This is a genomic window from Streptomyces sp. NPDC004610 (assembly GCF_040609715.1).
Classification (GTDB): Bacteria; Actinomycetota; Actinomycetes; order Streptomycetales; family Streptomycetaceae; genus Streptomyces.
The window spans coordinates 105,767-127,127 of the sequence record NZ_JBEXLA010000019.1; the positions used below are offsets into that span (position 1 = coordinate 105,767).

A 21,361-nucleotide genomic window follows, 5' to 3' on the forward strand; every position below is an offset into this window, starting at 1 on the left:
TGGGTATGCCCGGTTTCTGGCGCATATGATCCTGCCGTAAGAGGGTGCGGCGAGCGTGATCCGCGCGATTCACACCATGTGATCCCCATGTGATCCGCAAGTGATCGATAAGTGATCGATGAGATGGACGGGCGCACTCCGTGTTCGCGCGAGTACGCTGCCCGGAAGGGAAGCCGGTCAAATGATCGTATTGCCGGAAGGGGTGGCCCCATCTCCGAACCTCCGAGCCTCGCGGATCTGTTGCGCCGGCACCGGCGGGCCGCGCGGCTGACGCTGGAACAGCTCGCCGAGACCGCCGCGGTCAGCGCGCGGACCCTGTCCGATGTGGAACGCGGTCGCAGCAAAGGGCCGCAGCACCGGACCGTCGTCGCCATCGCCGACGCCCTCGCCCTCACCGAGGAGGACCGGCGCCAGCTGATCGAACTCGCCCGGGACGGTCGCCTGCGCGACCACTGGACCCGCCCCACCGGACTGTGCGAACTGCCCAGCTCGGTTGCCGACTTCACCGGCCGGTCCGCCGAACTCGCCTGGATCGACGAGCTGGTGCGCGCCGAGCATCTGCCCGGGGTGCCGCTGGTCGGGCTGATCACCGGGTCCGCCGGGCTCGGCAAGACCACCTTCGCCGTGCGCGCCGCCCACGCCCTGCGGCCCGGCTTCCCCGACGGGGTGTTCTTCCTCGACCTCCTCGGGATGTCCCCGCGCCCACTGCCCGTGGACGACGCCCTCGCCCTGCTGCTCGGCGCGCTCGGCATCAGCGAGCCGCAGATGCCCGCCGACACCGCGGGCCGCGCCTCCCTGTACCGGGCCCAGCTCCGCGACAAACGCGTCCTGGTGGTCCTCGACAACATCGCCTCGGAGGAACAGGCCCGGCCCCTGCTGCCGGGCGGCGGCCCTGCGGGCGCCCTGGTCACCAGCCGCCGACTGCTGGCCGGCCTGGAGGGCGTACGCCGGCTCGCCCTCGGCCCGCTCCAGCTCACCGAGGCCACCGAACTGCTCTCCGGCATCGTCGGCGAACGCTCCACCGCCGACGGGGAGTCCGCGCTGTCCCGGCTCGCCCGGCTCAGCGGCGGACTGCCCCTCGCCCTGCGGATCATCGGCAACCGGCTGGTCAGCCGCCCCGGCTGGAGCACCGCCGACCTCGCCGCCCGGCTCTCCGACGAACGCCGCCGCCTCGACCAGCTCAAGGCCGGCGATCTGAAGATCGCCAAGGCGTTCGCCATGTCGTACGAGCAGCTTCCCGGCTCCGCGCGGCAGGTGTTCCGGCGGCTGGGGGCCGTGCCCGGCCGTGACTTCGACGCGGCGCTCGCCGCGGTCGTCGGCGGCACCTCGATCGAGGACTCCTGGGACGCCCTCGACGAACTCGTCGACCTCGGACTGCTCCAGGACGCCGGGTCCGGCCGCTACCGCCTCCACGACCTGGTCGGGCTGTTCGCCCGCGACCGGTTCCAGGAGGAGGAGTCCGCCGAGGAGCGGGCCGCGGTCACCGACCGCACCACGACCTGGCTCCTCGACATGGCCATCACCGCCGGACGCTGGTTCGAACCCGCCTACGGCAGCCCCGAGGGCCCCGACCCCGAACTCTTCGAACTCTCCTCCCTGGAGGACGCCGACCGCTGGCTGCGGGCCGAGGCCGACAACTGGCTCGCCGCGCTGCGGACCGCGGCGGCCGAGGGGCGTCACACGGCGGTCCTGGACTGCGCAGAGTCCATGCACTGGTACTCCGACCGCTGGATCCACGCCCCGCACTGGCACGAGGTGTTCAGTCTGGGCGCCGCCGCTGCCGCTGCCCTCGGCGATCTGCCCGAGCACGCCACCCAGCTCAACTATGTCGCCTGGGTCTACGCGATCCCGCTGGGCGACCCCGAGACCGGGCTGAGCTACGCCCGCCAGGCCCTGGACATCGCCGTCCGCGGCGAGGTCACCGCGCAGATCGCCTGGGCCCACCAGTACGCGGGTATCTCGCTGCGCAATCTGGGACGGCTCACCGAGGGCGCGGTCGAGTCCCGCCAGGCCGCCGATCTCTTCAAGACCCTCGGCGATATGGACTCCTACACCTCCTGTGTGACCAATGTCGCCCACTGTCTGCACGGCAGCGGACGGCACGCCGAGGGCCTCGTCCACTACAGCGAGGTGCTCGACCTGCTGAACGACGAGAAGTCCGGCATGACCCCCAGCATCATCGTCCTCGCCCGGCCGCACGCCCTCGGCTACTACGGGGACTGTCTGAAGGCGCTGGGGCGGCGGACCGAGGCCATCGACGCCCTCACCGAGGCCACCGAACTGCTGGGCCGGTTCGACGTCAACTTCCGCCAGGGCCAGTTCCTGGAATCCCTGGCGGAACTCCTCGCCCTGGAGGACCGGGCACAGGAGAGCGGACTGACCTATGCGCGAGCGGCGGAGGTCTACCGGCTGACGGGAGACGCCACGGCGGCGGACCGCTGCGAGGCGCTGAGCGGGGGCGATGGGGCTGAGGTGGTCTAGGGGCGGGGGAGTTGAGGTGGGCGAGGGTGTGAGGGCGCGGGAGGGTGGGTCGGCCCAGGTGGCGGGGGTGCGCCGGGTCGGTGGTGGGCCGGGCGACGGCGTGGGGCGGACCCTGTGGGTGAAGTTCTGCGTGCTGTTCTGCATGGTGCGCAGCGGGGTCCGGCGGTTGACTCGATGGTGTTGGACAGGCGATGGGTCTGTCCCTCCGGGCAGGAGCAGCCATGGCGACAATCAAGAACATCGTGCTGGTCCATGGTGGCTTCGTGGACGGCTCCGGCTGGCAGGGCGTCCATGAGCAGCTGACCGCCGACGGCTACCACGTCGATGTCCTCCAGCACCCCACACTCTCCCTCGCCGGTGATGTCACCCTCACCCACCATGTCCTCGACGCGCTCGACGGCCCCACCGTCCTGGTCGGCCACTCCTACGGCGGCGCCGTCATCACCGAGGCCGGCAACCACCCGCAGGTCGCCGCCCTCGTCTATATCGCCGCCTTCGTCCCGGAGAAGGGCGAGTCCGTCGCCACCCTGACCGCCAACCCCGCCCCCGGAGCGCCCGTCCCGCCGATCCTGCCGCCCCGCGACGGGTTCCTGCTCCTGGACCGGGAGCGGTTCGCCCACTCCTTCGCCGCCGATCTGCCCGCCGGCCAGGCCGCGTTCATGGCCGACGCCCAGGTCCCCTGGGGCGTGGACGCCCTCGCCGGGACGGTCACCCAGCCGGCCTGGCGCACCAAGCCGTCCCGCTACCTCGTCGCCACCGAGGACCGCATGATCCCCCCGGCCGTCCAGCGCGAGATGGCCGAGCGCGCCGGAGCCACCGTCTCCGAGACCCCCGGCAGCCACGCTGTCTACATCTCCCGCCCGGCCACGGTCGCGGCGGTCATCGCGGGCGCCGCGGAAGGCTAGTACCGGCGCCCGCTGGAGGGGCGGTGCCGACGCTACGGGGGTGGCGTCGGCACCGCCGATCGGTGTGTCCCGGTGAGGGTTCGAGGCGGGCCGGCCGCGGGGCGGGTCCGGAGCCGTGCGCCCTCGCCGCACGCCGGTGCCGTCGTCCCCGGTGACAGCGCGGACGGGCCTACGCCGTCAGCTCCGCTCTCAGCTGGTCCAGGCCCCACCGCAGATCCTCCTGGCCGATCACCAGCGGCGGGGCGATCCGGATGGTGTGCCCATGGGTGTCCTTCACCAGCACCCCCCTGTCCATCAGCCGCTCCGCCATCTCCCGGCCCGTGCCGTGCCGCGGGGCGATGTCCACCCCCGCCCACAGCCCGCGCCCCCGCACCGCCGTGATCGCACCGCCGTCCGCCAGCCCGGCCAGCTCCCCGTGCAGAAACGCCCCCAGCCCGGCCGCCCGCTCCTGGAACTCCCCCGACCGCAGCATCGCGATCACCTCCAGCGCCACCGCGCACGCCAGCGGATTCCCGCCGAACGTCGATCCGTGCTCCCCCGGCCGGAACACCCCCAGCACCTCCGCGCTCGACACCACCGCCGACACCGGCACGATCCCCCCGCCCAGCGCCTTCCCCAGCACATACATATCGGGCACCACCCCCTCGTGCTCACAGGCGAACGTCCTTCCCGTCCGCCCCAGCCCCGACTGGATCTCGTCCGCGACGAACAGCACCTCCCGCTCCCGCGTCAGCTCCCGCACCGCCGCCAGATAGCCCTCCGGCGGCACCACCACCCCCGCCTCCCCCTGGATCGGCTCCAGCAGCACCGCCACCGTGTTCTCCGTCATCGCACCGCGCATCGCCGCCAGATCCCCGTACGGCACGATCTCGAACCCCGGCGTGTACGGCCCGAAGTCCGCCCGCGCCGCCCGGTCCGTGGAGAAGCTGATGATCGTCGTCGTACGGCCGTGGAAGTTGTCCGCGGCCACCACGATCTTCGCCATCTCCCATGGCACCCCCTTCACCCGGTACCCCCACTTCCGTGCCGTCTTCACCGCTGTCTCCACCGCCTCCGCCCCGGTGTTCATCGGCAGCACAAGCTCTATCCCGCACAGCTCCGCCAGCTCCCGGCAGAACGCCGCGAACCGGTCGTGATGGAACGCCCTCGATGTCAGCGTCACCCGCCCCAGCTGCGCCTTCGCCGCCTCGATCAGTCGCCGGTTGCCGTGCCCGAAGTTGAGCGCCGAGTACCCGGCCAGCAGATCCAGATAGCGCCGCCCCTCCACATCCGTCATCCACGCCCCGTCCGCGTCGGCCACCACCACCGGCAACGGGTGATAGGTGTGCGCGCTGTGCGCCTCGGCGGCGGCGATCAGCTCCTGCGTACGGGACCCCGGAGAACCAGGGGACGACAGGGACGACATGGGGGGCAACGGCGGTGTCGGACACATACCAACCTCCGGAAGACGACCTCGGCTCCTATCGGGATCGTCGGCCGGCCCTCACTCCTTGAGAAGCGTTGGGCCACCGGCCGTCTCCGCCGGGCGCTTTCTCCCCCGCCGGTCTGCCGCGGGTCCGGCTCGCCCGCATGGTGGACGTCGGGGCCTGCGCCCTCCCCGGCGCCGGTAGGCTGGCCGCGGGCCGTGACTGGCGTGCTGGGATGGGACCGACCATCGGGGAGCGGCCCCGGCAGAACCGCAGGGGCGTATCGCCGCCGCGGAGCTGCCGAGCGAGTGCCGTGCGCCTGGGCCGAACCGTGAACCGTGTCCGCGTCAAGCCGCGCCACCCGGAGGCCGAGATGTCCGACCAGCAGCCCCTGCCCACCGAGTCCACCGCGTTCCGCGCCGCCCTCGATGTGATCCGTGCCGTCGAACCCCGCGTCGCCGATGCCATCGGCCAGGAGGTCCACGACCAGCGCGAGATGCTCAAGCTGATCGCCTCCGAGAACTACGCCTCCCCGGCGACCCTCCTCGCCATGGGCAACTGGTTCAGCGACAAGTACGCCGAGGGCACCGTCGGCCGTCGCTTCTACGCCGGCTGCCGCAATGTCGACACCGTCGAGTCCCTCGCCGCCGAACACGCCCGCGAACTCTTCGGCGCCCGGCACGCCTATGTCCAGCCGCACTCCGGTATCGACGCCAACCTCGTCGCCTTCTGGGCCGTCCTCGCCGACCGTGTAGAAGCCCCCTTCCTGGAGAAGACCGGCGTCCGCCAGATCAACGACCTCACCGACGCCGACTGGGCCGAACTCCGCCAGGCTTTCGGCAACCAGCGCATGCTGGGCATGTCCCTCGACGCCGGTGGCCATCTCACCCATGGCTTCCGCCCCAACATCTCCGGCAAGATGTTCGACCAGCGCTCCTACGGCACCGACCCCGCCACCGGCCTCCTCGACTACGAGGCCCTGCGCGCCTCCGCCCGCGAGTTCAAGCCCCTGATCCTCGTCGCCGGCTACTCCGCCTACCCCCGCCTGGTGAACTTCCGCATCATGCGGGAGATCGCCGACGAGGTCGGCGCGACCCTGATGGTCGACATGGCCCACTTCGCGGGCCTGGTCGCCGGCAAGGTCCTCACCGGTGACTTCGACCCTGTGCCGCACGCCCAGATCGTCACCACCACCACCCACAAGTCGCTGCGCGGCCCGCGCGGCGGCATGGTGCTCTGCGACGACTCCCTCAAGGACCAGGTCGACCGCGGCTGCCCGATGGTCCTCGGCGGTCCGCTCCCGCATGTCATGGCCGCCAAGGCCGTCGCCCTCGCCGAGGCCCGTCAGCCCTCCTTCCGCGACTACGCCCAGCGCATCGTCGACAACTCCCGCGCCCTCGCCGAGGGCCTGATCCGCCGCGGCGCCACCCTCGTCACCGGCGGCACCGACAACCACCTCAATCTGATCGATGTCGCCACCTCCTATGGGCTCACCGGCCGCCAGGCCGAGGCGGCCCTGCTCTCCTCCGGCATCGTCACCAACCGCAACGCCATCCCCTCCGACCCCAACGGGGCCTGGTACACCTCCGGTATCCGCATCGGCACCCCCGCCCTGACCACCCGCGGCCTCGGCACCGCCGAGATGGACGAGGTCGCCGCCCTGATCGACCGGGTACTGACCACCACCGAGCCCGGCACCACCAGCAAGGGCGCCCCCTCCAAGGCCCAGCACATCCTGGACCCGAAGATCGCCGACGAGATCTCCCACCGCGCCACCGATCTCGTCGCCGGGTTCCCGCTCTACCCCGAGATCGACCTGGGCTGACCCGCCCGCCCGCCCTCCCCCACCCCGCCCGCGCGGTCGCGGTACCGCCGGGCGGGGCGGGGGTGAGGCCCCCCCGGATTGCGGCTCTCCCCCGGGGAGCCGCACCACCCCGGGCGGGCGGTCATCTGTCCCGCAGCTCCTGTCGTGGCCCCTCCTCGCTGCGGCGCAGCCGGGCCGTCGCGACCACGCCCGGCAGGCGCAGCGCCAGGGGGCGCAGGGCCAGGGCCAGGACCGCTCCGGCGGCGAGGCCCGGAAGGGCCCACCACCAGTCCTCGGTGTCGGCAGCCGCGGTCGCCGCGACCGGTCGTGACGAGCCCGCGGTCTGCTCGGGCGTCGGCTCAGGCGTCGGCTCGGCGGCCGGTTCCTGGACACCGCCCGCGTCGGGGGCGTCGCCCACCGGGGCGGGGAACACACCGGAGGATCCGTCGGGGGAGACCTCGCCCATCACACCCAGCTCCTTGAGCAGCGTCCGCAGCCGCTCCGTATGACTGGCCAGATGCCAGACGCCGCTACCGGAGGCCGGGTCGGCCACGGTGTGGACCCAGACATCTCGGGTGCTCGATGTGAGGAAGAGCCGGTCCAGGCGGTGCGGTGCTATGTCGTGCGCCATCCAGGTGACATTGATCTGGCGGGTGCCGGCCTCGCTCACCGCGGGCGGCGGGTCGGCCGAGCCCCCGCCCTCCGTGCTCACGAACCTCTCCAGCTCCATGTACCTCCGGTCCATCGCGTACAGCGCCGTCGCCTCCATGCTCTGCGGCGAGACGATCAGCACACTGGTCGGGCCACCCGCCGAAGCGCTCGGCGCCGCCCACAGCATCAGGACCAGCGCTGCCGCCAACGCCCCGACGGCGGCGGTCAGTTCATGAACCCTCCCTCTCCACCTGCTCTGCATCCCCAACCCCCATCCGGACGGTTTCCGTACGGCCCGCCTCCGGGCCGCCTCTCACTTCTGGTACACCGCCCGACCCCTTCGGGTTCCCATCTCCCCGCCCACTTTTTTGGCCGGATGTCACTCGGGTGCCGGCAGTGATTCCGCGATCCGCACCGCCCGATCCCGCGCGGCCACGCCCTCCAGCCGCAGGGTGAAGTGCCGCGCGCCCGCGTCATGCGTCCACAGCAGGGTCGGCCCCGCCGTGCGGGTCTCCCGGGAGAAGCGGTCGCCGTCGGCGGCCAGCACTTGGTAGGTCAGCTCATGCGACTTTGGAAACCAGAGCGCGGAAGTGCCGTCCGGGTCCGTCGGCGGCCCCAGGGGGATCCACTCCGGCTCGTCCCTCACCTGCTTCACAAAGCCCAGGTCCAGGACCCCGATGTCCTGCTCCAGCCGGATCGTCCCGCCCGGCTCGCGCCAGCACAGGGTCAGCAGGAATCTGCGGTCCCGCTCGGCCGTGACCGCCACCCCGTCCGGCGCGCCCAGCGCCTCGGGGACCAGCGGCTGCCAGCCCGAGCGCCGCTCGGCCTCCGCCAGGGAGACCGAGGCACCGCAGCCGGGCACCTGCGCCGGATCCGGCGCCGGCGCGGACGGGTCGTAGCGCACCTCGACCCCGCCGAAGTCGAACCAGTCCAGGACCGCAGCCCGTACCGGTGGAGTCAGGGCGAGCACCGCCAGCAGGGCGCACAGCGTCGCGGTGAGCGAGCGCCGGCGCCGCCGCGTCCAGCGGCGGGCCGCGCGCAGGCCGTCCCGCACCCGGTCGCCGCGTCCCGGGGGCTCGGGGGCCTCGATGGCGAGATGCTCGGCGAGTATCTGCCCCAGGACACGCTCGACCATCGACTCCGACGCGTCCGGCCCATGGGTGTCCAGGGAGCGGCCGAGCGAGCGCAACTCCTCCGGCAACCCGGACGGCACCCGGCGTACCCCCTGCACTCCCTGCACCCCCTGCACCCCCTGCCCTCTGCGCACCCCGCGCACCCCGCGCATCCGGCGCACCCCGCGCATCCGGCCATCGGCGGGACCCCCACCGTCGTCCCCTCCCCCCCGGTCCTCCATATGTCCGGGCTCACGCATGCTCCTCACCTCCCCTCCCGGGCCGGAAGTCCGGCAGCAGTCGGCCCAGCTTGCGCAGCGCGCGATTCAGCCGGGACTTCACCGTGCCCCGGGGCCAGTCCAGGATCTGGGCCGTCTCCGCCTCGTCCATCTCCAGCAGATACCGGTACGTGACGACCAGCCGATGCTCCTCGCTCAGCTGCTCCATCGCCGCCAGCAGGGCGTCACGGCGCTCGCTCTCCAGCGTCGCCACCGCCGGGTCCGCCGACTCCGGTATCAACGGCTCGGCCTCCACGAAGGCCGCCTCGCGACCGGCGAGCGTGCGCTGCCGGGCCGCGGTACGCACTGTGTTCCTCGTCTCATTGGCGACGATGGACAGCAGCCAGGGCTTGAACGCCGAGCCGTCCTTGAACCGGCCCAGCGCGCAGTACGCCTTGACGAACGCCTGCTGCACCACGTCCTCCGCGTCCGCACCCGCTCCGAGTGCCGCTGCCGCCCGCAGGGCCATGCCCGTATGGGCACGGACCAGCTCCGCGTACGCCTCCGGCTCTCCGGCGCGTACGCGGGCGATCACCGCGGCCTCATCGACGATGCGGACCCCCTCCCGCGTGTTCACATTCTTGGTACACCGCCCACCGCCGATCGGTTCCCATCTCGCCGGGACGAATCATGGAGAGAGAAGCAGCAGAGAAGAGAAGAAGCGGAGAGAAGAAGAAGCAGAGAGAGAAGGCGGAGAGAGAAGGCCGAGCGAAGAAGGCCGAGAGAAGAAGCGGAGCAGGGGGCGCACGCCCCGGGGCAGAGGGGCGCGCGGCAGCGCCCCGCGGCAAGCGCCCCGCCCCGGCCGACGGAGAGCGCCCGACGACGGCCGCCGCACCCCGTTTCCCCTGGTCAAGACCGCGCCCCGCCCCACCCCCCACCCGCCCGCCGAACGGCCCGTGGCCTGATTCTGATCGGTCCCGCGTACCTGAGAGAATGGTGGGCATGGCCTCTGACAGTCCCCGCGTGCTCTCCGGGATCCAGCCCACCGCAGGCTCGTTCCATCTCGGCAACTACCTCGGCGCGGTCCGCCAGTGGGTGGCGCTCCAGGAGACCCACGACGCGTTCTACATGGTCGTCGACCTGCACGCGATCACGATCCCGCAGGACCCGAAGGACCTGCGGGCGAACACCCGGCTGGCCGTCGCGCAGCTACTCGCCGCCGGTCTCGACCCCGAGCGCTGCACGCTCTTCGTCCAGAGCCATGTCCCCGAGCACGCCCAGCTGGCCTGGGTCATGAACTGCCTCACCGGCTTCGGCGAGGCGTCCCGGATGACCCAGTTCAAGGACAAGTCCGCCAAGCAGGGCGCCGACCGCGCCTCCGTCGGCCTGTTCACGTACCCGATCCTCCAGGTCGCCGACATCCTGCTCTACCAGGCCAACGAGGTGCCGGTGGGCGAGGACCAGCGCCAGCACATCGAGCTGACCCGGGACCTCGCCGAGCGGTTCAACGGCCGATTCGGCGCCACGTTCACCGTTCCGAAGCCGTACATCCTCAAGGAGACGGCGAAGATCTACGACCTCCAGGACCCGTCGATCAAGATGAGCAAGTCGGCGTCCACGCCGAAGGGCCTGATCAATCTGCTCGACGACCCCAAGGCCACCGCCAAGAAGGTCAGGAGCGCGGTCACCGACACCGACACCGTGATCCGCTACGACGCCGAGCAGAAGCCGGGTGTCAGTAACCTCCTCACCATCCACTCCACCCTCACCGGCACGGACATCGAGGAGCTGGAGAAGCGTTACGTCGGCAAGGGGTACGGCGCGCTCAAGACGGACCTCGCCGAGCTCATGGTCGACTTCGTCACACCGTTCCGGGAGCGCACCCAGCAGTATCTGGACGACCCCGAGACGCTGGACGCGATCCTGGCCAAGGGCGCCGAGAAGGCCCGCGCGGTGGCCGCCGAGACGCTGGCCTCCGCGTACGACCGGGTGGGGTTTCTTCCGGCCAAGCACTGAGCCGGGCGCCGGGTGAGCGGGGCGTGTGCCCCGTACCCCCGTACAGCGCTGCATATCACCATGCCTGCGCCTGCCCAGGGCCCCGCCGTGGTCGTACAGTCGATATCCGGATGGCCGCGCCAGTGGCCACCCGCGCGCGTGGGGACCGTGGAGCCGGGCGGGTACGGGGCAACCGCCGGGGGCGCGGCGCACAGGTGTACTCGATGTATCCGGCACAGCCGGCATGTCCGGCACGACGACAGGAGACGACGTGGGGACCGTAACGATCGGCGTGTCGATCGCGGTCCCGGAGCCTCACGGCAGCCTGCTCCAGCAGCGGCGCGCGGGCTTCGGCGACCCCGCGGCGCACGGTATTCCCACCCATGTCACCCTGCTGCCGCCGACCGAGGTGGACGCCGCGCTGCTCCCGGCGATCGAGGCGCATCTCGTCCAGGTCGCGGCCACCGGGCGGCCCTTCCCGATGCGGCTGTCCGGCACCGGCACCTTCCGCCCGCTCTCCCCGGTGGTGTACGTCCGGGTGGTCGAGGGGGCCGACGACTGCGCGTGGCTCCAGAAGCAGGTGCGGGACGCGTCCGGGCCGGTCGCGCGCGAGCTGCAGTTCCCGTACCACCCGCATGTGACGGTGGCGCACGGGATCGACGAGGCCGCCATGGACCGCGCCTTCGAGGAGCTGTCCGGTTACGAGGCACTCTGGCCCTGCACCGGGTTCGCCCTCTACGAGCAGGGCCCGGACGGGGTGTGGCGCAAGCTCCGGGAGTTCGCCTTCGGTGCCCCCGTGGTCCCGCCGCAGGCGTCCGCACCCGCCGAGCGGGGAACGCTGCCCGCGCACTGACGGCCCCCTGGGGGCGGGTCTCAGGCGCCGCGCCTCACAGGGGCAGTCTCCGGTAGGCCGCCCGGGGCAGATGCCGCAGCGCCGCCATCATCATCCGCAGCGCGCCCGGTACCCATACGGTCTCCGAACGGCGGCGCAGGCCCAGTTCGATGGCCGTGGCCACGGCTTCCGGGGTGGTCACCGGGGGAACCGGCTCCCGCGCGGCGGTGGATCCCGTACGGACGAATCCGGGGCGGACGACCATGACGTGGACGCCGGTGCCGTGGAGGGCGTCGCCCAGGCCCTGGGTGAAGACATCCAGGCCGGCCTTTCCGGCGCCGTAGATGAAGTCCGAGCGCCGGGCGCGCTCCCCGGCGACGGAGGAGAGCACGACCAGGGAGCCGTGCGCCTGGTCCTGGAGGGCGCGGGCGCTGATCAGGCCCGCGGAGACCGCGCCGGTGAAGTTGGTCTGGACGACCCGCACGGCGTCGAGGGGTTCGCGCTCGTCGCGGGCCTGGTCGCCGAGGACGCCGAAGGCGAGCAGCACCATGTCGACGGTCCCCTCCGCGAAGACCTTGCCGAGCACGGCCTCGTGGGAGCCGGGGTCCAGGGCGTCGAAGGGGACGGTACGGACCTCCGCGCCGAGCGCGCGCAGCTCCTGGGCCGCCTGTTCCAGGGACGGTGAGGGGCGTCCGGCGAGCCATACGGTGCGGGTGCGGCGGGCGATCAGCCGGCGGGCGGTGGCGAGTGCGATCCCGGAGGTGCCGCCGAGGACGAGCAGGGACCGGGGAAGGTCGGGGTGTTCCCTCATGAGGCTCCGGAAGACGGGGAGGCGCGCGGTGTCGGCAAGCATGTCGGTGACCGTATCGCCCTATATGCCGGAGTTCAGTTGGTCGACGCGGTGATCCGTGACGACCCTCCCCGAAACGGGTGATTAGTGGGATGTCGGCGGTCCGTGGTGCAGTTGGTTGTGTAGTTCGTCGTGCGGTCCGTGGTGCAGTTCGTTGTGCGGTCCGTTGTGTGGTGTGTTGTGCGGTGCGTAGGGCAGTCCGCGGCGCCTGAGTTCGGGTGGCGCGTTTTCGGCGTGCTCGGACATCGGGCGGCCACAACAGGGGCACAGTCGGATCATGGACTGGCTGAAAAAGCTCCCGTTGATCGGGCCGATCATCGCGCGCCTGATGACCACGCACGCCTGGCAGTCGTACGAGCGCCTCGACCGGGTGAAGTGGACGCGACTGGCCGCGGCGGTGACGTTCATCAGCTTCATCGCACTGTTTCCGCTGCTCACCGTGGTCGCCGCGATTGCCGCAGCCGCGCTCAGCGACAGTCGGCGGGCCGAGCTGGAGGAGAAGATCGCCGACCAGGTGCCCGGCATCTCCGACCAGCTCAACATCGGCGGCCTGGTCGACAACGCGGGAACCGTCGGTCTCGTCGCCGGTGCGGTGCTGCTGCTCACCGGCATCGGCTGGGTCGGCTCCACCCGGGACTGTCTGCGCGCGGTGTGGGAGCTGCCGGACGCCGACGAGAACCCGGTCCTGCGCAAGGGCAAGGACGCGGGGGTCCTGCTGGGGCTCGGCGGGGCGCTGCTGATCACCGTCGCCGCCTCCACCGTCGGCTCGGCGCTGGTCGGCTGGATCGTCGACCGGCTCGGCATCGACGAGGCGGGCTGGGGCAGCGTGCTGCTGCGCGCGGCGGCGTTCACCATCGCCGTCCTCGCGGATTTCCTGCTCCTGCTGTACGTCCTCACCCTGCTGCCCGGCGTCGAACCGCCGCGCCGCCGGCTGATCGAGGCCGCGCTGATCGGCGCGGTCGGCTTCGAACTCCTCAAGCTGCTGCTCAGCGGCTATATCCAGGGCGTCGCCGCGAAGAGCATGTACGGCGCCTTCGGTGTGCCGGTCGCCCTGCTCCTCTGGATCAACTTCACAGCGAAGCTGGTGCTGTTCTGCGCGGCTTGGACGGCTACGGGGAGGAGGGAGGAGGGTGCGGAGGTCGCTGGTGAGGCGGGGGAGGCGGAAGGGGTGTCGGAGGGGGTGCGGACGGCGGGGACGGGGACGGCGGAGGCATCCGCGGGGGCGGGGGCGTCTGGCACGGGGCGGGCCGAGGTGCCTGAGAGGGCTGGGCGGGCCGAGGTGCCCGAGGAGGCCCCGGGGAAGGGCGACGCGGAGGCGTCAGAGCGGACGGAAGAAGGGGTCGCGGACGACGGCCCGAGGGACGGCCAGGTGTCACCGGGAGGCGAAGACGAGCCAGGCGGCCCGGACCCACAGAAGGACCGGAACTGACCCCACCGCCTGCCGGCGCTCCGGCGCTGGTGGCACTCCGCCCTGACGGCACTCCGACCCTCCTGGAGGCCCCGGCCACGTCACAGACCTCGCCCGAAAGCTGGCCCTCGCCCCCGCCCCGCTGGGAAACCCGCCCCCGTCGACCGAACCCCTCGCCCCGCCGGGAAACCCGCCCCGCAGGGAACCCCACCCCACCCCACCACAGCCCCCTGCCCCCTGCCCCCGCAGGGAACCCCACCCCCCGTCACCGCCTCCGCAGCGGCCACCGCCGGTTGACCAAGAACGCCGCGCCCCCCAGCAGGGCGAGGACACCGCCCGTGATGCCCAGGGCCACGCCCATCCCGCCCGAGCCGCCGCTCGTCGTGTCGGCGGCGACCGGGGCGCCCGCCGCGTCGCCGCCGCCCGCCTCGCCGGAGCTGTCACCGGTGCTGTCGCCGGAGGCGGTCCCGCCGGGCTGAGGCGCCGCGCCCCTCGGCGCGACCAGCTCGCCGATCGGCTCGACTTTGCCCGCCGCCTTGAAGCCCCAGTCGAACAGCTTCGCCGTCTCCTTGTAGACCTGGTTGCCCGCCTCGGTCTGCGGGTTCATGACGGTGACCAGCAGCACCCGGCCGTCGCGCTCGGCGACGCCGGTGAAGGTGGCGCCCGCGTTGGTGGTGTTGCCGTTCTTGACGCCGGCTATCCCCTCGTACTGGGCGAGTCCGGTGTCCCCGGTCAGCAGCCGGTTGGTGTTCTGGATCTCAAAGGACTCGCGGGTGGTTTTACCCTTCTTGTCCTTCTTTGTCTCACCGGGGAAGTCGGCGGTCGCCGTCGCCGCGTACTCGCGGAAGTCCTTCTTCTGGAGCCCGGAGCGGGCGAACAGGGTGAGATCGTAGGCGGACGAGACCTGGCCCGGGGCGTCATAGCCGTCCGGGGAGACCACCTCGGTGTCGAGCGCCTGGAGCTCCTCGGCGTGCTCGTTCATCTCCCGGACGGTGTTCTCCACACCGTCGTTCATCGCCGACAGCACATGCACCGCGTCGTTGCCGGAGCGCAGGAAGACACCGAGCCACAGATCGTGGACGGTGTAGGTCTCGTCCTCCTTGATGCCCACCATGCTGGAGCCCGCCCCGATGCCCGCCAGGTCGGAGGGGGCGACCTTGTGCTCCTGGTCCTTGGGGTACTTCGGCAGCAGCGTGTCCGCGAACAGCATCTTCAGGGTGCTCGCCGGGGCCAGCCGCCAGTGCGCGTTGTGCGCCGCGAGCACCTCGCCGGACTCGGCGTCGGCCACGATCCAGGACCGCGCGGAGACATCCTTGGGGATCACCGGGACACCGGGCGCCAGCTCGACCTGGGTGCCGGGCCGGCCGAGCCGCTCGCCGCCGACCGTCGACATGGTGGCCGGCGGGGTCGCCGAGGGAGTGCCGGAGGGGGTGCCCGAGGGGCTCGGGGAGGAACTCGGGGACGGACTCGGCGCCGCGACCGCCGCCGGAGCGGTCAGCGACAGGGTCAACAGAACGGCGGAAGTGACCAACAGGCTTCGCCTGGCGGTCTGCTGGTGAGCGGACACGACCGAGAACGTACAGGGGCGACCTGTGGAAGTCCCACCCCCGCCCTCACCCCGAAAGCGGAACCGGACACCCGGCGGTGATACTGAACATATGAAACTCAGCCGCCCCCTCTCCTGGTTCCTGCTCGCGTTCGGGGTGTGGAGCTGGGTCATCTGGGTCACTTTCGTCAAAAACTTGATCAACGACGGCAGCGGGCTCGCGTTCGACGACGGCCGGCCCACGGCGTACTTCTGGGTGCACCTGTCCCTGGCGATCGTCTCCTTCGTATTGGGGACGGTTGTCGGAGGGGTCGGGTTGCGTTCGGTGCGCACACTGCGTCACACGTCATAAGCGGTCATCCCCCGGCAGGCGTGCCAGAGCAGCGGGCAGCGCGCCCCGGGGGCGCACCCCCCGAGAGCGCCCCTTGGGGCGCCGCACAGCAAGGGACAACAACAGCGTGGTCTTCGTCTTCGTGTTCGCCGTCCTGGGCGTCCTGGTGGCGGCGAACTGGTATCTCTGGCGCCGCCTGGTCCGCGACACCACCAGTGGCCCCGGATGGCTGCGCCGAGGCGGCGCCTTACTGATAGCCGGCGGCTGGGTCCTGGCCATCGCCGCGCTCATGGCGGAGCGCGCCGGTGCCCCGTTCGTGGTCCAGCAGATCCTGGCCTGGCCGGGCTTCCTGTGGCTCGCGCTCTCGCTCTATCTGCTGCTCGCGGTCCTCGCGGGCGAGATCGTACGGCCCCTGCTGCGCCGCTACCTGGAGCGCCGCCGCCCCGCCTCCGTGCCCGAGGCCGCCACCGGGGCCCTTGCCGCGGGGGGCACCCGCCCCGCCACCGTGCCCGAGGCCCCCGGCACAGCGGACACCCGCCCCGCCACCGGAGCCCCTGCCGCGGAGGGCACCCGCCCCGTCACCGGAGCCCCTGCCGCGGAGGGCACCCGCCCCGCCCCCGTCGCCGTCCCCGTCGACACCGAGGCCCACGCCCTACTACAGGGCACCCGCCCCGCCGCCGACACGCCGGGAATGCCCTCCGAACCGCTCACCGGCGGTGACGACACGCCGCGACACGCCGACGGAACGGCCACCCCGCGCCTCGTGGCCGCCCCCTCCCGGCGCCTGTTCGTGTCCCGGGTGGTCGCCGGTGCCGCCGCCGCGGCGGCTGTCGGGACCGTCGGGTACGGCACCGCCAGCGTGCTGAACGGGCCGAGCATCAGGCGGGTCACCGTCCCGCTGGCCAGGCTGCCGCGCGCGGCGCACGGCTTCCGGATCGCGGTGGTCAGCGACATCCATCTGGGCCCGGTGCTCGGCCGGGGCTTCGCCCAGCGGGTCGTGGACACCATCAACTCCACCCAGCCCGATCTGATCGCCGTGGTCGGTGACCTGGTCGACGGCAGCGTCAAGGACCTCGGCCCGGCCGCCGCCCCGCTCGCCGGACTCCGCGCCCGGCACGGCACCTACTTCGTCACCGGCAACCACGAGTACTTCTCCGGCGCCGAGCAGTGGGTCGACGAGGTACGGCGGCTCGGGATGACCCCCCTGGAGAACGCCCGCACCGAACTGCCCCACTTCGACCTCGCCGGGGTCAACGACGTGGCCGGGGAGGACGAGGGACAGGGCCCGGACTTCGTCCAGGCACTCGGCGACCGGGACCGCAGCCGTACCTGTGTGCTGCTCGCCCATCAGCCGGTGCAGATCCATGATGCCGTCGACCACGGCGTCGACCTCCAGCTCTCCGGTCACACCCATGGCGGCCAGCTCTGGCCCGGCACCTTCCTCGCCGGCGCCGCCAACCCGACGGTGGCCGGTCTGGAGCGGTACGGCGACACCCAGCTGTACGTCAGCCGGGGCGCGGGCGCGTGGGGCCCGCCGACCCGGGTCGGCGCCGAGTCGGACATCACGGTGATCCAGCTGGCGGCCCGCGAGGCATGAGCGCGGGGCGCACCCCCCACCGGCGCCCCCTCTCTCAAGTTTCTGCCATGCCGCCCCGAAGCCCCTTCCCCCGCCGGAACACGCTGTGATTGGGTGACTTCGCCACCGGGGGAGGTGGCTTCTCACTCAAGCGCCCGGGTGCTGAGGCGCTCAGCTGCTGTGGACGCCGGGCGCCTAGGCGATCAGGCGCTGACGCGCCGAGGCAATCGGGCGCCGACGTGCCGAGGCAATCAGACGCCGACGTGCCCGAGGCGATCGGGCGCTGACGCGCCGAGGCTCTGGGGAGGGCTGGGCGATGCGATCCGTCCGGATGCGGATTCTCGCGCTGGTACTGGTGCTGGTGGCCGTCGGGGCCGCCGCCTGGCAACTGGTGCCGTCGGAGGAGGACCACGGCAGCACGATCACCGTCGGCACCACCGACGCGGTCACCTCGCTGGACCCGGCCGGGGCCTATGACGCCGGGTCCTGGGCGCTGTTCAGCAATCTCTTCCAGTCGCTGCTGACCTTCGAGCCCGGTGGCACCTCACCCGTCCCCGACGCCGCCGAGAGCTGCGAATTCACCGACTCCGGGCTGCGCACCTACCGCTGTGAGCTGCGCTCCGGGCTGACCTTCCCGAGCGGCCGGGAGATGACGGCCGACGATGTGAAGTTCTCCATCGAGCGGGTGCTGCGGATCAACTCCGATGTCGGCCCCGCCCCTCTCTTCGGGACCCTGGACGGGGTCAGCGCGCGCGGGGAGACGGTCACCTTCCGGCTCTCCGCGGCCGACGCCACCTTCCCCTACCGGCTGGCGACCGGCGCGGGCGCCATCGTCGACGCCGACGCGTACCCGGCGAACGCGCTGCGCACCGGCCCCGGCGCCGATGGCTCCGGGCCGTATCTGCTGTCGTCGTACACCAAGGACAGGAGCGCGACGCTCACGCCCAACAGCGACTACCGGGGTGCCGTGGACCGTTCGAGCAGCCCCGTCGAACTGCGCTACTACACCGACTCCACCGCCCTCGACCGCGCCTACCAGTCCCGCGAGGTCCAGGTCGCCACCCGCCAGCTGCCGCCCGACACCGTCGCCGGGCTCTCCGCCAGCGACCCCGACCAGCGGGTCTTCGAGGCGGACAGCTCCGAGACCCGGAATCTGTACCTCAACACCCGCGAGGGCTCCCCCCTGCACGACGAACGGGTCCGTCAGGCGCTCGCCTGGCTGATCGACCGGGACAAGCTGGCCGCGGATGTCTACAAGGGCACCGTCGACTCGCTGTACTCCCTCATCCCGGCCGGTATCAACGGCCACACCACGTCCTTCTTCGACCAGTACCCCACCCAGAACCCCCGCAAGGCCCGCGACCTGCTCACCGACGCCGATGTCTCCCTGCCGGTCGCCTTCACCCTCTCCTACGGGCAGGGCCGCGGCGCCGCCGCCGAGGAGGCCGCCGAACTGAAGCGGCAGCTGGAGGCCGACGGACTGTTCCGGGTCACCGTCAAGGGCCATGAGTGGACCGAGTTCCAGGAGCTGTGGGCGGGCGGCAAACTCGACGCGTACGCCGTCGGCTGGGTCGCCGACTATCCCGACCCGGACACCTTCGGCGCCCCCCTGGTCGGCACCGGCTCCAGCATGAACACCGGCTACAGCGACAAGACCGTGGACCGGCTGATCAAGGAGGGCCAGCGGTACGCCGACCGGGGCCGCGCCGCCGACGACTTCAGCGACCTCCAGGACCTCGTCGCCCGCGACGCCCCGGTGATCCCGCTGTGGCAGCGCAAGGAGTACGTGGTGGCCGACGAGGCGGTGGGCGGCGGCCAGGACCTCACGGACGGCACCGGGGTCTTCCGGCTGTGGCGGCTGGACTGGATCTGACCGCACCGCACCCACCCCGCCAGCGCCCGACGCACCCCTGAGCCCACATCCCCCTCACACCTCCACCGGCACCCGCCCCGGCAGCGACACCGTCACCGCCAGCCCTTCCCCCGGCGCCGTCCGCACGCTCACCTCGCCGCCGTGCGCCCGGACCACGCCCTGCACGATCGCCATGCCCAGGCCGCTGCCCGCGCCGCCGCCCGCCCGGAAGAACCGGTCGAAGATCCGCGCCGCGTCCGACTCGTCCAGCCCCGGCCCCGCGTCCGTCACGGACAGCCGCACCACCCCCTCCACCCGCTCCACCGCCAGCCGCACCGGCACCTCGGCGGGCGTGTGGATCCGTACGTTGGCCAGCAGATTGCCCAGCACCTGGCGCAGCCCCGACTCATCGGCGCGGACCAGCAGCGCCCCGTCCGCGCCGACGGATATCGGGCGCTGCGGCTGCTGCACCCGCAGATCCTCCGCCGCGTCCCGGACCAGCCCGCTCAGATCGACGTTCCTGAAGCGGAGTTCGGGCTGCTGGTCGAGACGGGCCAGGGTGAGCAGTTCGTCCACCAGACGGCCCATCCGGTCGGCCTCCGCCATCATCCGGTCCCAGGCGCGTCTGCGGTCCTCGCGCGCCCGCAGCATGCCCTTGTCGTAGAGCTGGAGGTAGCCGCGTATCGCGGCCAGCGGGGTGCGCAGTTCGTGCGAGGCGTCGGCGACGAAGCGGCGCAGCTGGGCCGCGCTGTCCTCACGGGTGCGGTACGCCGACTCCACCTGGTGGAGCATGGAGTTGAGGGCGAGGCGCAACTGCTCGACCTCGGTGGTGGGATCGCGGCGGGAGGGGACCCGCCGGGTGAGATCGCCCTCGGCGATGGCCGTGGAGGTCTCCACCATGTCCTCCAGGGGCCGCATATGGCGGCGCACCGACCACATCGTCACACAGCCCAGCACCAGCAGCAGCAGCGCGCCCACCGCCAGGTCCGTGCGCAGGGCGCGCTGCATGCCCTCGTCCAGCGCCTCCACGGACATGGCGATCAGCACGACCGCGCCGTCGGAGAGCTGGACGCCGATCAGGCGCATGCGCTCACCCTCGAATTCGAGGTCGCGCGGGGTGGGGGAGGCGGCGACGGCCACCGCGTCGGGCACGGCCGCGGCGATGGCGCGCTGGCGGGCGGTGGGCTCCAGTGAGCCGACCGCGGTCGGGCGGCCCCAGGCATCGACGACCACGAACACCGAGTTGGGGCCCGGCAGCGACTCGTGCCCCCCGGTGGCGCCGAACTTGTCCAGGGCGATGCCGACCTGGCTGAGCGACTCGATCTGACCCAGGTCGAATCCGGCGGTCTCCAGCGAGGTGCGCGAGCTGACCAGCTCGGAGTCCACTTTGTCCAGCAGATAGTGGCGCGCGGTCATCAGACTGACGGCCGTCGCGACGACGATGCCGAGCGCCAGCAGCATCACATTGGCCGCCGTGAGCTTCAGGCGCAGGGAGCGCCGGTCGCGCCCCGGGAGCCGGGGCCGCCGGAGTGTCTTCAGCTTCGCCGCCAGGGCGGTGGTGGGCGCGGTCATTCCAGCCCGTATCCCACGCCCCGCCGGGTGGTGATCAGCGGCGGTCCCAGGGTGTCCAGCTTGCGGCGCAGATAGCTGATGTAGGTCTCCACGACCGTCGACTCGGGCGGGGCGTGCTCGTACTGCCAGACATGGCGCAGAAGCTGCTCCTTGGGCACGATCCGGCCCGCGTTGCGCACCAGGAAGCGCAGCAGCGCGTACTCGGTCGGCGTCAGCTCGACCGTACGGCCCGCGCGGCGCACCGAGTACGTCGTCTCGTCCAGCTCCAGGTCGCCGTGGCGCAGCGGGGGGCGCTCGGGGAGGACGTCGGCCGGGAGGGTGCGGCGCAGGACCGCGGTGATCCGGGCGACCACCTCGTCGATGTTGAACGGCTTGGTGATGTAGTCGTCGCCGAAGGCGAGGGCGCCGACGATCTCGGCCGGTGAGTCGCGGGCGGTGAGGAAGACCAGGGCGAGGCCGGGGCGGCGGGCGCGCAGCTCACGGCCGAGGGCGCGGCCGTCGCCGTCCGGGAGCATCACATCCAGCAGGGCCACATCGGGGCGGACGCGCTCGCTGAGCGCGAGGGACTCACGGACCGTGCCCGCGATCATCACCTCGAAGCCATGGAAGCGCAGCGCTATGGCGAGGACGTCCGCGATGGATTCCTCGTCCTCCACGACCAGCACGGTGCCAGGAGCCGTCGACATGCCCCCAGTATCGGTCCGGGCACTGACAACGGGCCCGGCGCGCGCTTTGGAGTTCCTTGAGAGTCATGGCCGGGCGATGTCGCCGGACCGGTGCCGTCGCCAATTCTGGTGCCCGGACCCGGGGGACGGACCGAGT

16 protein-coding genes and 1 pseudogene are annotated in these 21,361 nt (G+C 72.1%); 9 read left to right on the forward strand and 8 right to left on the reverse strand.

The annotated features are described in order from the left end of the window. Positions 1-240 precede the first annotated feature (240 nt). Both ABZX40_RS21990 and ABZX40_RS21995 read left to right on the forward strand, forming a co-directional pair. On the forward strand, positions 241-2,481 hold the full coding sequence (locus tag ABZX40_RS21990; protein ID WP_355740793.1) for a helix-turn-helix domain-containing protein: 2,241 nt from the start codon (positions 241-243) through the stop codon (positions 2,479-2,481). Positions 2,482-2,702: 221 nt separating this feature from the next. Beyond that, the gene (locus tag ABZX40_RS21995) at positions 2,703-3,386 is read left to right on the forward strand and encodes an alpha/beta hydrolase (RefSeq protein WP_355740791.1); all 684 of its coding nucleotides are present in this window, start codon (positions 2,703-2,705) and stop codon (positions 3,384-3,386) included. 169 nt (positions 3,387-3,555) lie between these two features. Here ABZX40_RS21995 and rocD read toward each other — a convergent pair whose 3' ends face one another. Further along, entirely contained in the window at positions 3,556-4,791 is a 1,236-nt protein-coding gene (gene rocD / locus ABZX40_RS22000) for an ornithine--oxo-acid transaminase (RefSeq protein ID WP_355740789.1), read from the reverse strand. A gap of 374 nt (positions 4,792-5,165) precedes the next feature. Between rocD and ABZX40_RS22005 the strand changes: the two genes are divergently transcribed. Next, complete coding sequence (locus tag ABZX40_RS22005; protein ID WP_355740787.1) at positions 5,166-6,617, forward strand: glycine hydroxymethyltransferase; 1,452 nt, start codon at positions 5,166-5,168, stop codon at positions 6,615-6,617. 121 nt (positions 6,618-6,738) lie between these two features. On the opposite strand, the gene ABZX40_RS22010 is transcribed toward ABZX40_RS22005, so the two are convergent. From ABZX40_RS22010 to ABZX40_RS22020, 3 genes are all read right to left on the reverse strand, one after another. Next, positions 6,739-7,509: a hypothetical protein gene (locus tag ABZX40_RS22010; RefSeq protein WP_355740785.1), complete on the reverse strand. Its 771-nt coding sequence runs from the start codon at positions 7,507-7,509 to the stop codon at positions 6,739-6,741. 117 nt (positions 7,510-7,626) lie between these two features. After that, a complete protein-coding gene (locus ABZX40_RS22015; protein ID WP_355740783.1) occupies positions 7,627-8,619 on the reverse strand; it encodes a hypothetical protein in 993 nt (330 codons plus the stop codon). After that, positions 8,612-9,214: an RNA polymerase sigma factor gene (locus tag ABZX40_RS22020; protein ID WP_355740781.1), complete on the reverse strand. Its 603-nt coding sequence runs from the start codon at positions 9,212-9,214 to the stop codon at positions 8,612-8,614. Before ABZX40_RS22020 ends, ABZX40_RS22015 begins: the two co-directional genes overlap by 8 nt. A gap of 365 nt (positions 9,215-9,579) precedes the next feature. On the opposite strand from ABZX40_RS22020, the gene trpS reads away from it, so the two are divergent. Together trpS and ABZX40_RS22030 are read left to right on the forward strand one after the other, a co-directional pair. Beyond that, positions 9,580-10,593: a tryptophan--tRNA ligase gene (gene trpS, locus ABZX40_RS22025; protein WP_355740779.1), complete on the forward strand. Its 1,014-nt coding sequence runs from the start codon at positions 9,580-9,582 to the stop codon at positions 10,591-10,593. Positions 10,594-10,843: 250 nt separating this feature from the next. Beyond that, a complete protein-coding gene (locus ABZX40_RS22030) occupies positions 10,844-11,425 on the forward strand; it encodes a 2'-5' RNA ligase family protein (RefSeq protein WP_355740777.1) in 582 nt (193 codons plus the stop codon). 34 nt (positions 11,426-11,459) lie between these two features. Here ABZX40_RS22030 and ABZX40_RS22035 read toward each other — a convergent pair whose 3' ends face one another. After that, entirely contained in the window at positions 11,460-12,215 is a 756-nt protein-coding gene (locus ABZX40_RS22035; RefSeq protein ID WP_355740937.1) for an SDR family NAD(P)-dependent oxidoreductase, read from the reverse strand. 316 nt (positions 12,216-12,531) lie between these two features. On the opposite strand from ABZX40_RS22035, the pseudogene ABZX40_RS22040 reads away from it, so the two are divergent. Further along, positions 12,532-13,368: pseudogene (locus ABZX40_RS22040) on the forward strand (YihY/virulence factor BrkB family protein); the annotation flags it as partial. A gap of 559 nt (positions 13,369-13,927) precedes the next feature. Here the strand turns inward: ABZX40_RS22040 and ABZX40_RS22045 are convergent. Continuing rightward, positions 13,928-15,229 (reverse strand): D-alanyl-D-alanine carboxypeptidase, encoded by a 1,302-nt coding sequence (locus ABZX40_RS22045; protein ID WP_355740775.1) that lies wholly within the window; start codon positions 15,227-15,229, stop codon positions 13,928-13,930. Positions 15,230-15,320: 91 nt separating this feature from the next. Between ABZX40_RS22045 and ABZX40_RS22050 the strand changes: the two genes are divergently transcribed. The 3 genes from ABZX40_RS22050 to ABZX40_RS22060 all read left to right on the forward strand — a co-directional run bounded on the left by ABZX40_RS22050 (position 15,321) and on the right by ABZX40_RS22060 (position 18,988). After that, the gene (locus tag ABZX40_RS22050) at positions 15,321-15,560 is read left to right on the forward strand and encodes a hypothetical protein (RefSeq protein WP_355740773.1); all 240 of its coding nucleotides are present in this window, start codon (positions 15,321-15,323) and stop codon (positions 15,558-15,560) included. A 106-nt stretch (positions 15,561-15,666) separates the two neighbouring features. After that, positions 15,667-17,136, forward strand: coding sequence for a metallophosphoesterase (locus ABZX40_RS22055; protein WP_355740771.1), 1,470 nt, complete (start codon positions 15,667-15,669; stop codon positions 17,134-17,136). 295 nt (positions 17,137-17,431) lie between these two features. Then, positions 17,432-18,988, forward strand: coding sequence for an ABC transporter substrate-binding protein (locus tag ABZX40_RS22060; RefSeq protein ID WP_355740769.1), 1,557 nt, complete (start codon positions 17,432-17,434; stop codon positions 18,986-18,988). Between the two features lie 54 nt (positions 18,989-19,042). Here ABZX40_RS22060 and ABZX40_RS22065 read toward each other — a convergent pair whose 3' ends face one another. Further along, positions 19,043-20,428 carry a HAMP domain-containing sensor histidine kinase gene (locus ABZX40_RS22065; RefSeq protein WP_355740935.1) on the reverse strand — a complete coding sequence of 462 codons (1,386 nt, stop codon included), beginning with the start codon at positions 20,426-20,428 and terminating at the stop codon, positions 19,043-19,045. A 107-nt stretch (positions 20,429-20,535) separates the two neighbouring features. Then, complete coding sequence (locus ABZX40_RS22070) at positions 20,536-21,225, reverse strand: response regulator transcription factor (RefSeq protein ID WP_355740767.1); 690 nt, start codon at positions 21,223-21,225, stop codon at positions 20,536-20,538. Positions 21,226-21,361: the final 136 nt, after the last annotated feature.

What these genes read in the sequence shown, in the direction of transcription:
- ABZX40_RS22060 (WP_355740769.1), top strand. Translation starts at nt 17,432, where the DNA reads ATGCGATCCGTCCGGATGCGGATTCTCGCGCTGGTACTGGTGCTGGTG.
- ABZX40_RS22005 (WP_355740787.1), top strand. Translation starts at nt 5,166, where the DNA reads ATGTCCGACCAGCAGCCCCTGCCCACCGAGTCCACCGCGTTCCGCGCC.
- rocD (WP_355740789.1), bottom strand. Translation starts at nt 4,791, where the DNA reads ATGTCGTCCCTGTCGTCCCCTGGTTCTCCGGGGTCCCGTACGCAGGAG.
- trpS (WP_355740779.1), top strand. Translation starts at nt 9,580, where the DNA reads ATGGCCTCTGACAGTCCCCGCGTGCTCTCCGGGATCCAGCCCACCGCA.
- ABZX40_RS21995 (WP_355740791.1), top strand. Translation starts at nt 2,703, where the DNA reads ATGGCGACAATCAAGAACATCGTGCTGGTCCATGGTGGCTTCGTGGAC.
- ABZX40_RS22070 (WP_355740767.1), bottom strand. Translation starts at nt 21,225, where the DNA reads ATGTCGACGGCTCCTGGCACCGTGCTGGTCGTGGAGGACGAGGAATCC.
- ABZX40_RS22065 (WP_355740935.1), bottom strand. Translation starts at nt 20,428, where the DNA reads ATGCTGCTGGCGCTCGGCATCGTCGTCGCGACGGCCGTCAGTCTGATG.
- ABZX40_RS22035 (WP_355740937.1), bottom strand. Translation starts at nt 12,215, where the DNA reads ATGAGGGAACACCCCGACCTTCCCCGGTCCCTGCTCGTCCTCGGCGGC.
- ABZX40_RS22015 (WP_355740783.1), bottom strand. Translation starts at nt 8,619, where the DNA reads ATGCGTGAGCCCGGACATATGGAGGACCGGGGGGGAGGGGACGACGGT.
- ABZX40_RS22050 (WP_355740773.1), top strand. Translation starts at nt 15,321, where the DNA reads ATGAAACTCAGCCGCCCCCTCTCCTGGTTCCTGCTCGCGTTCGGGGTG.
- ABZX40_RS22010 (WP_355740785.1), bottom strand. Translation starts at nt 7,509, where the DNA reads ATGCAGAGCAGGTGGAGAGGGAGGGTTCATGAACTGACCGCCGCCGTC.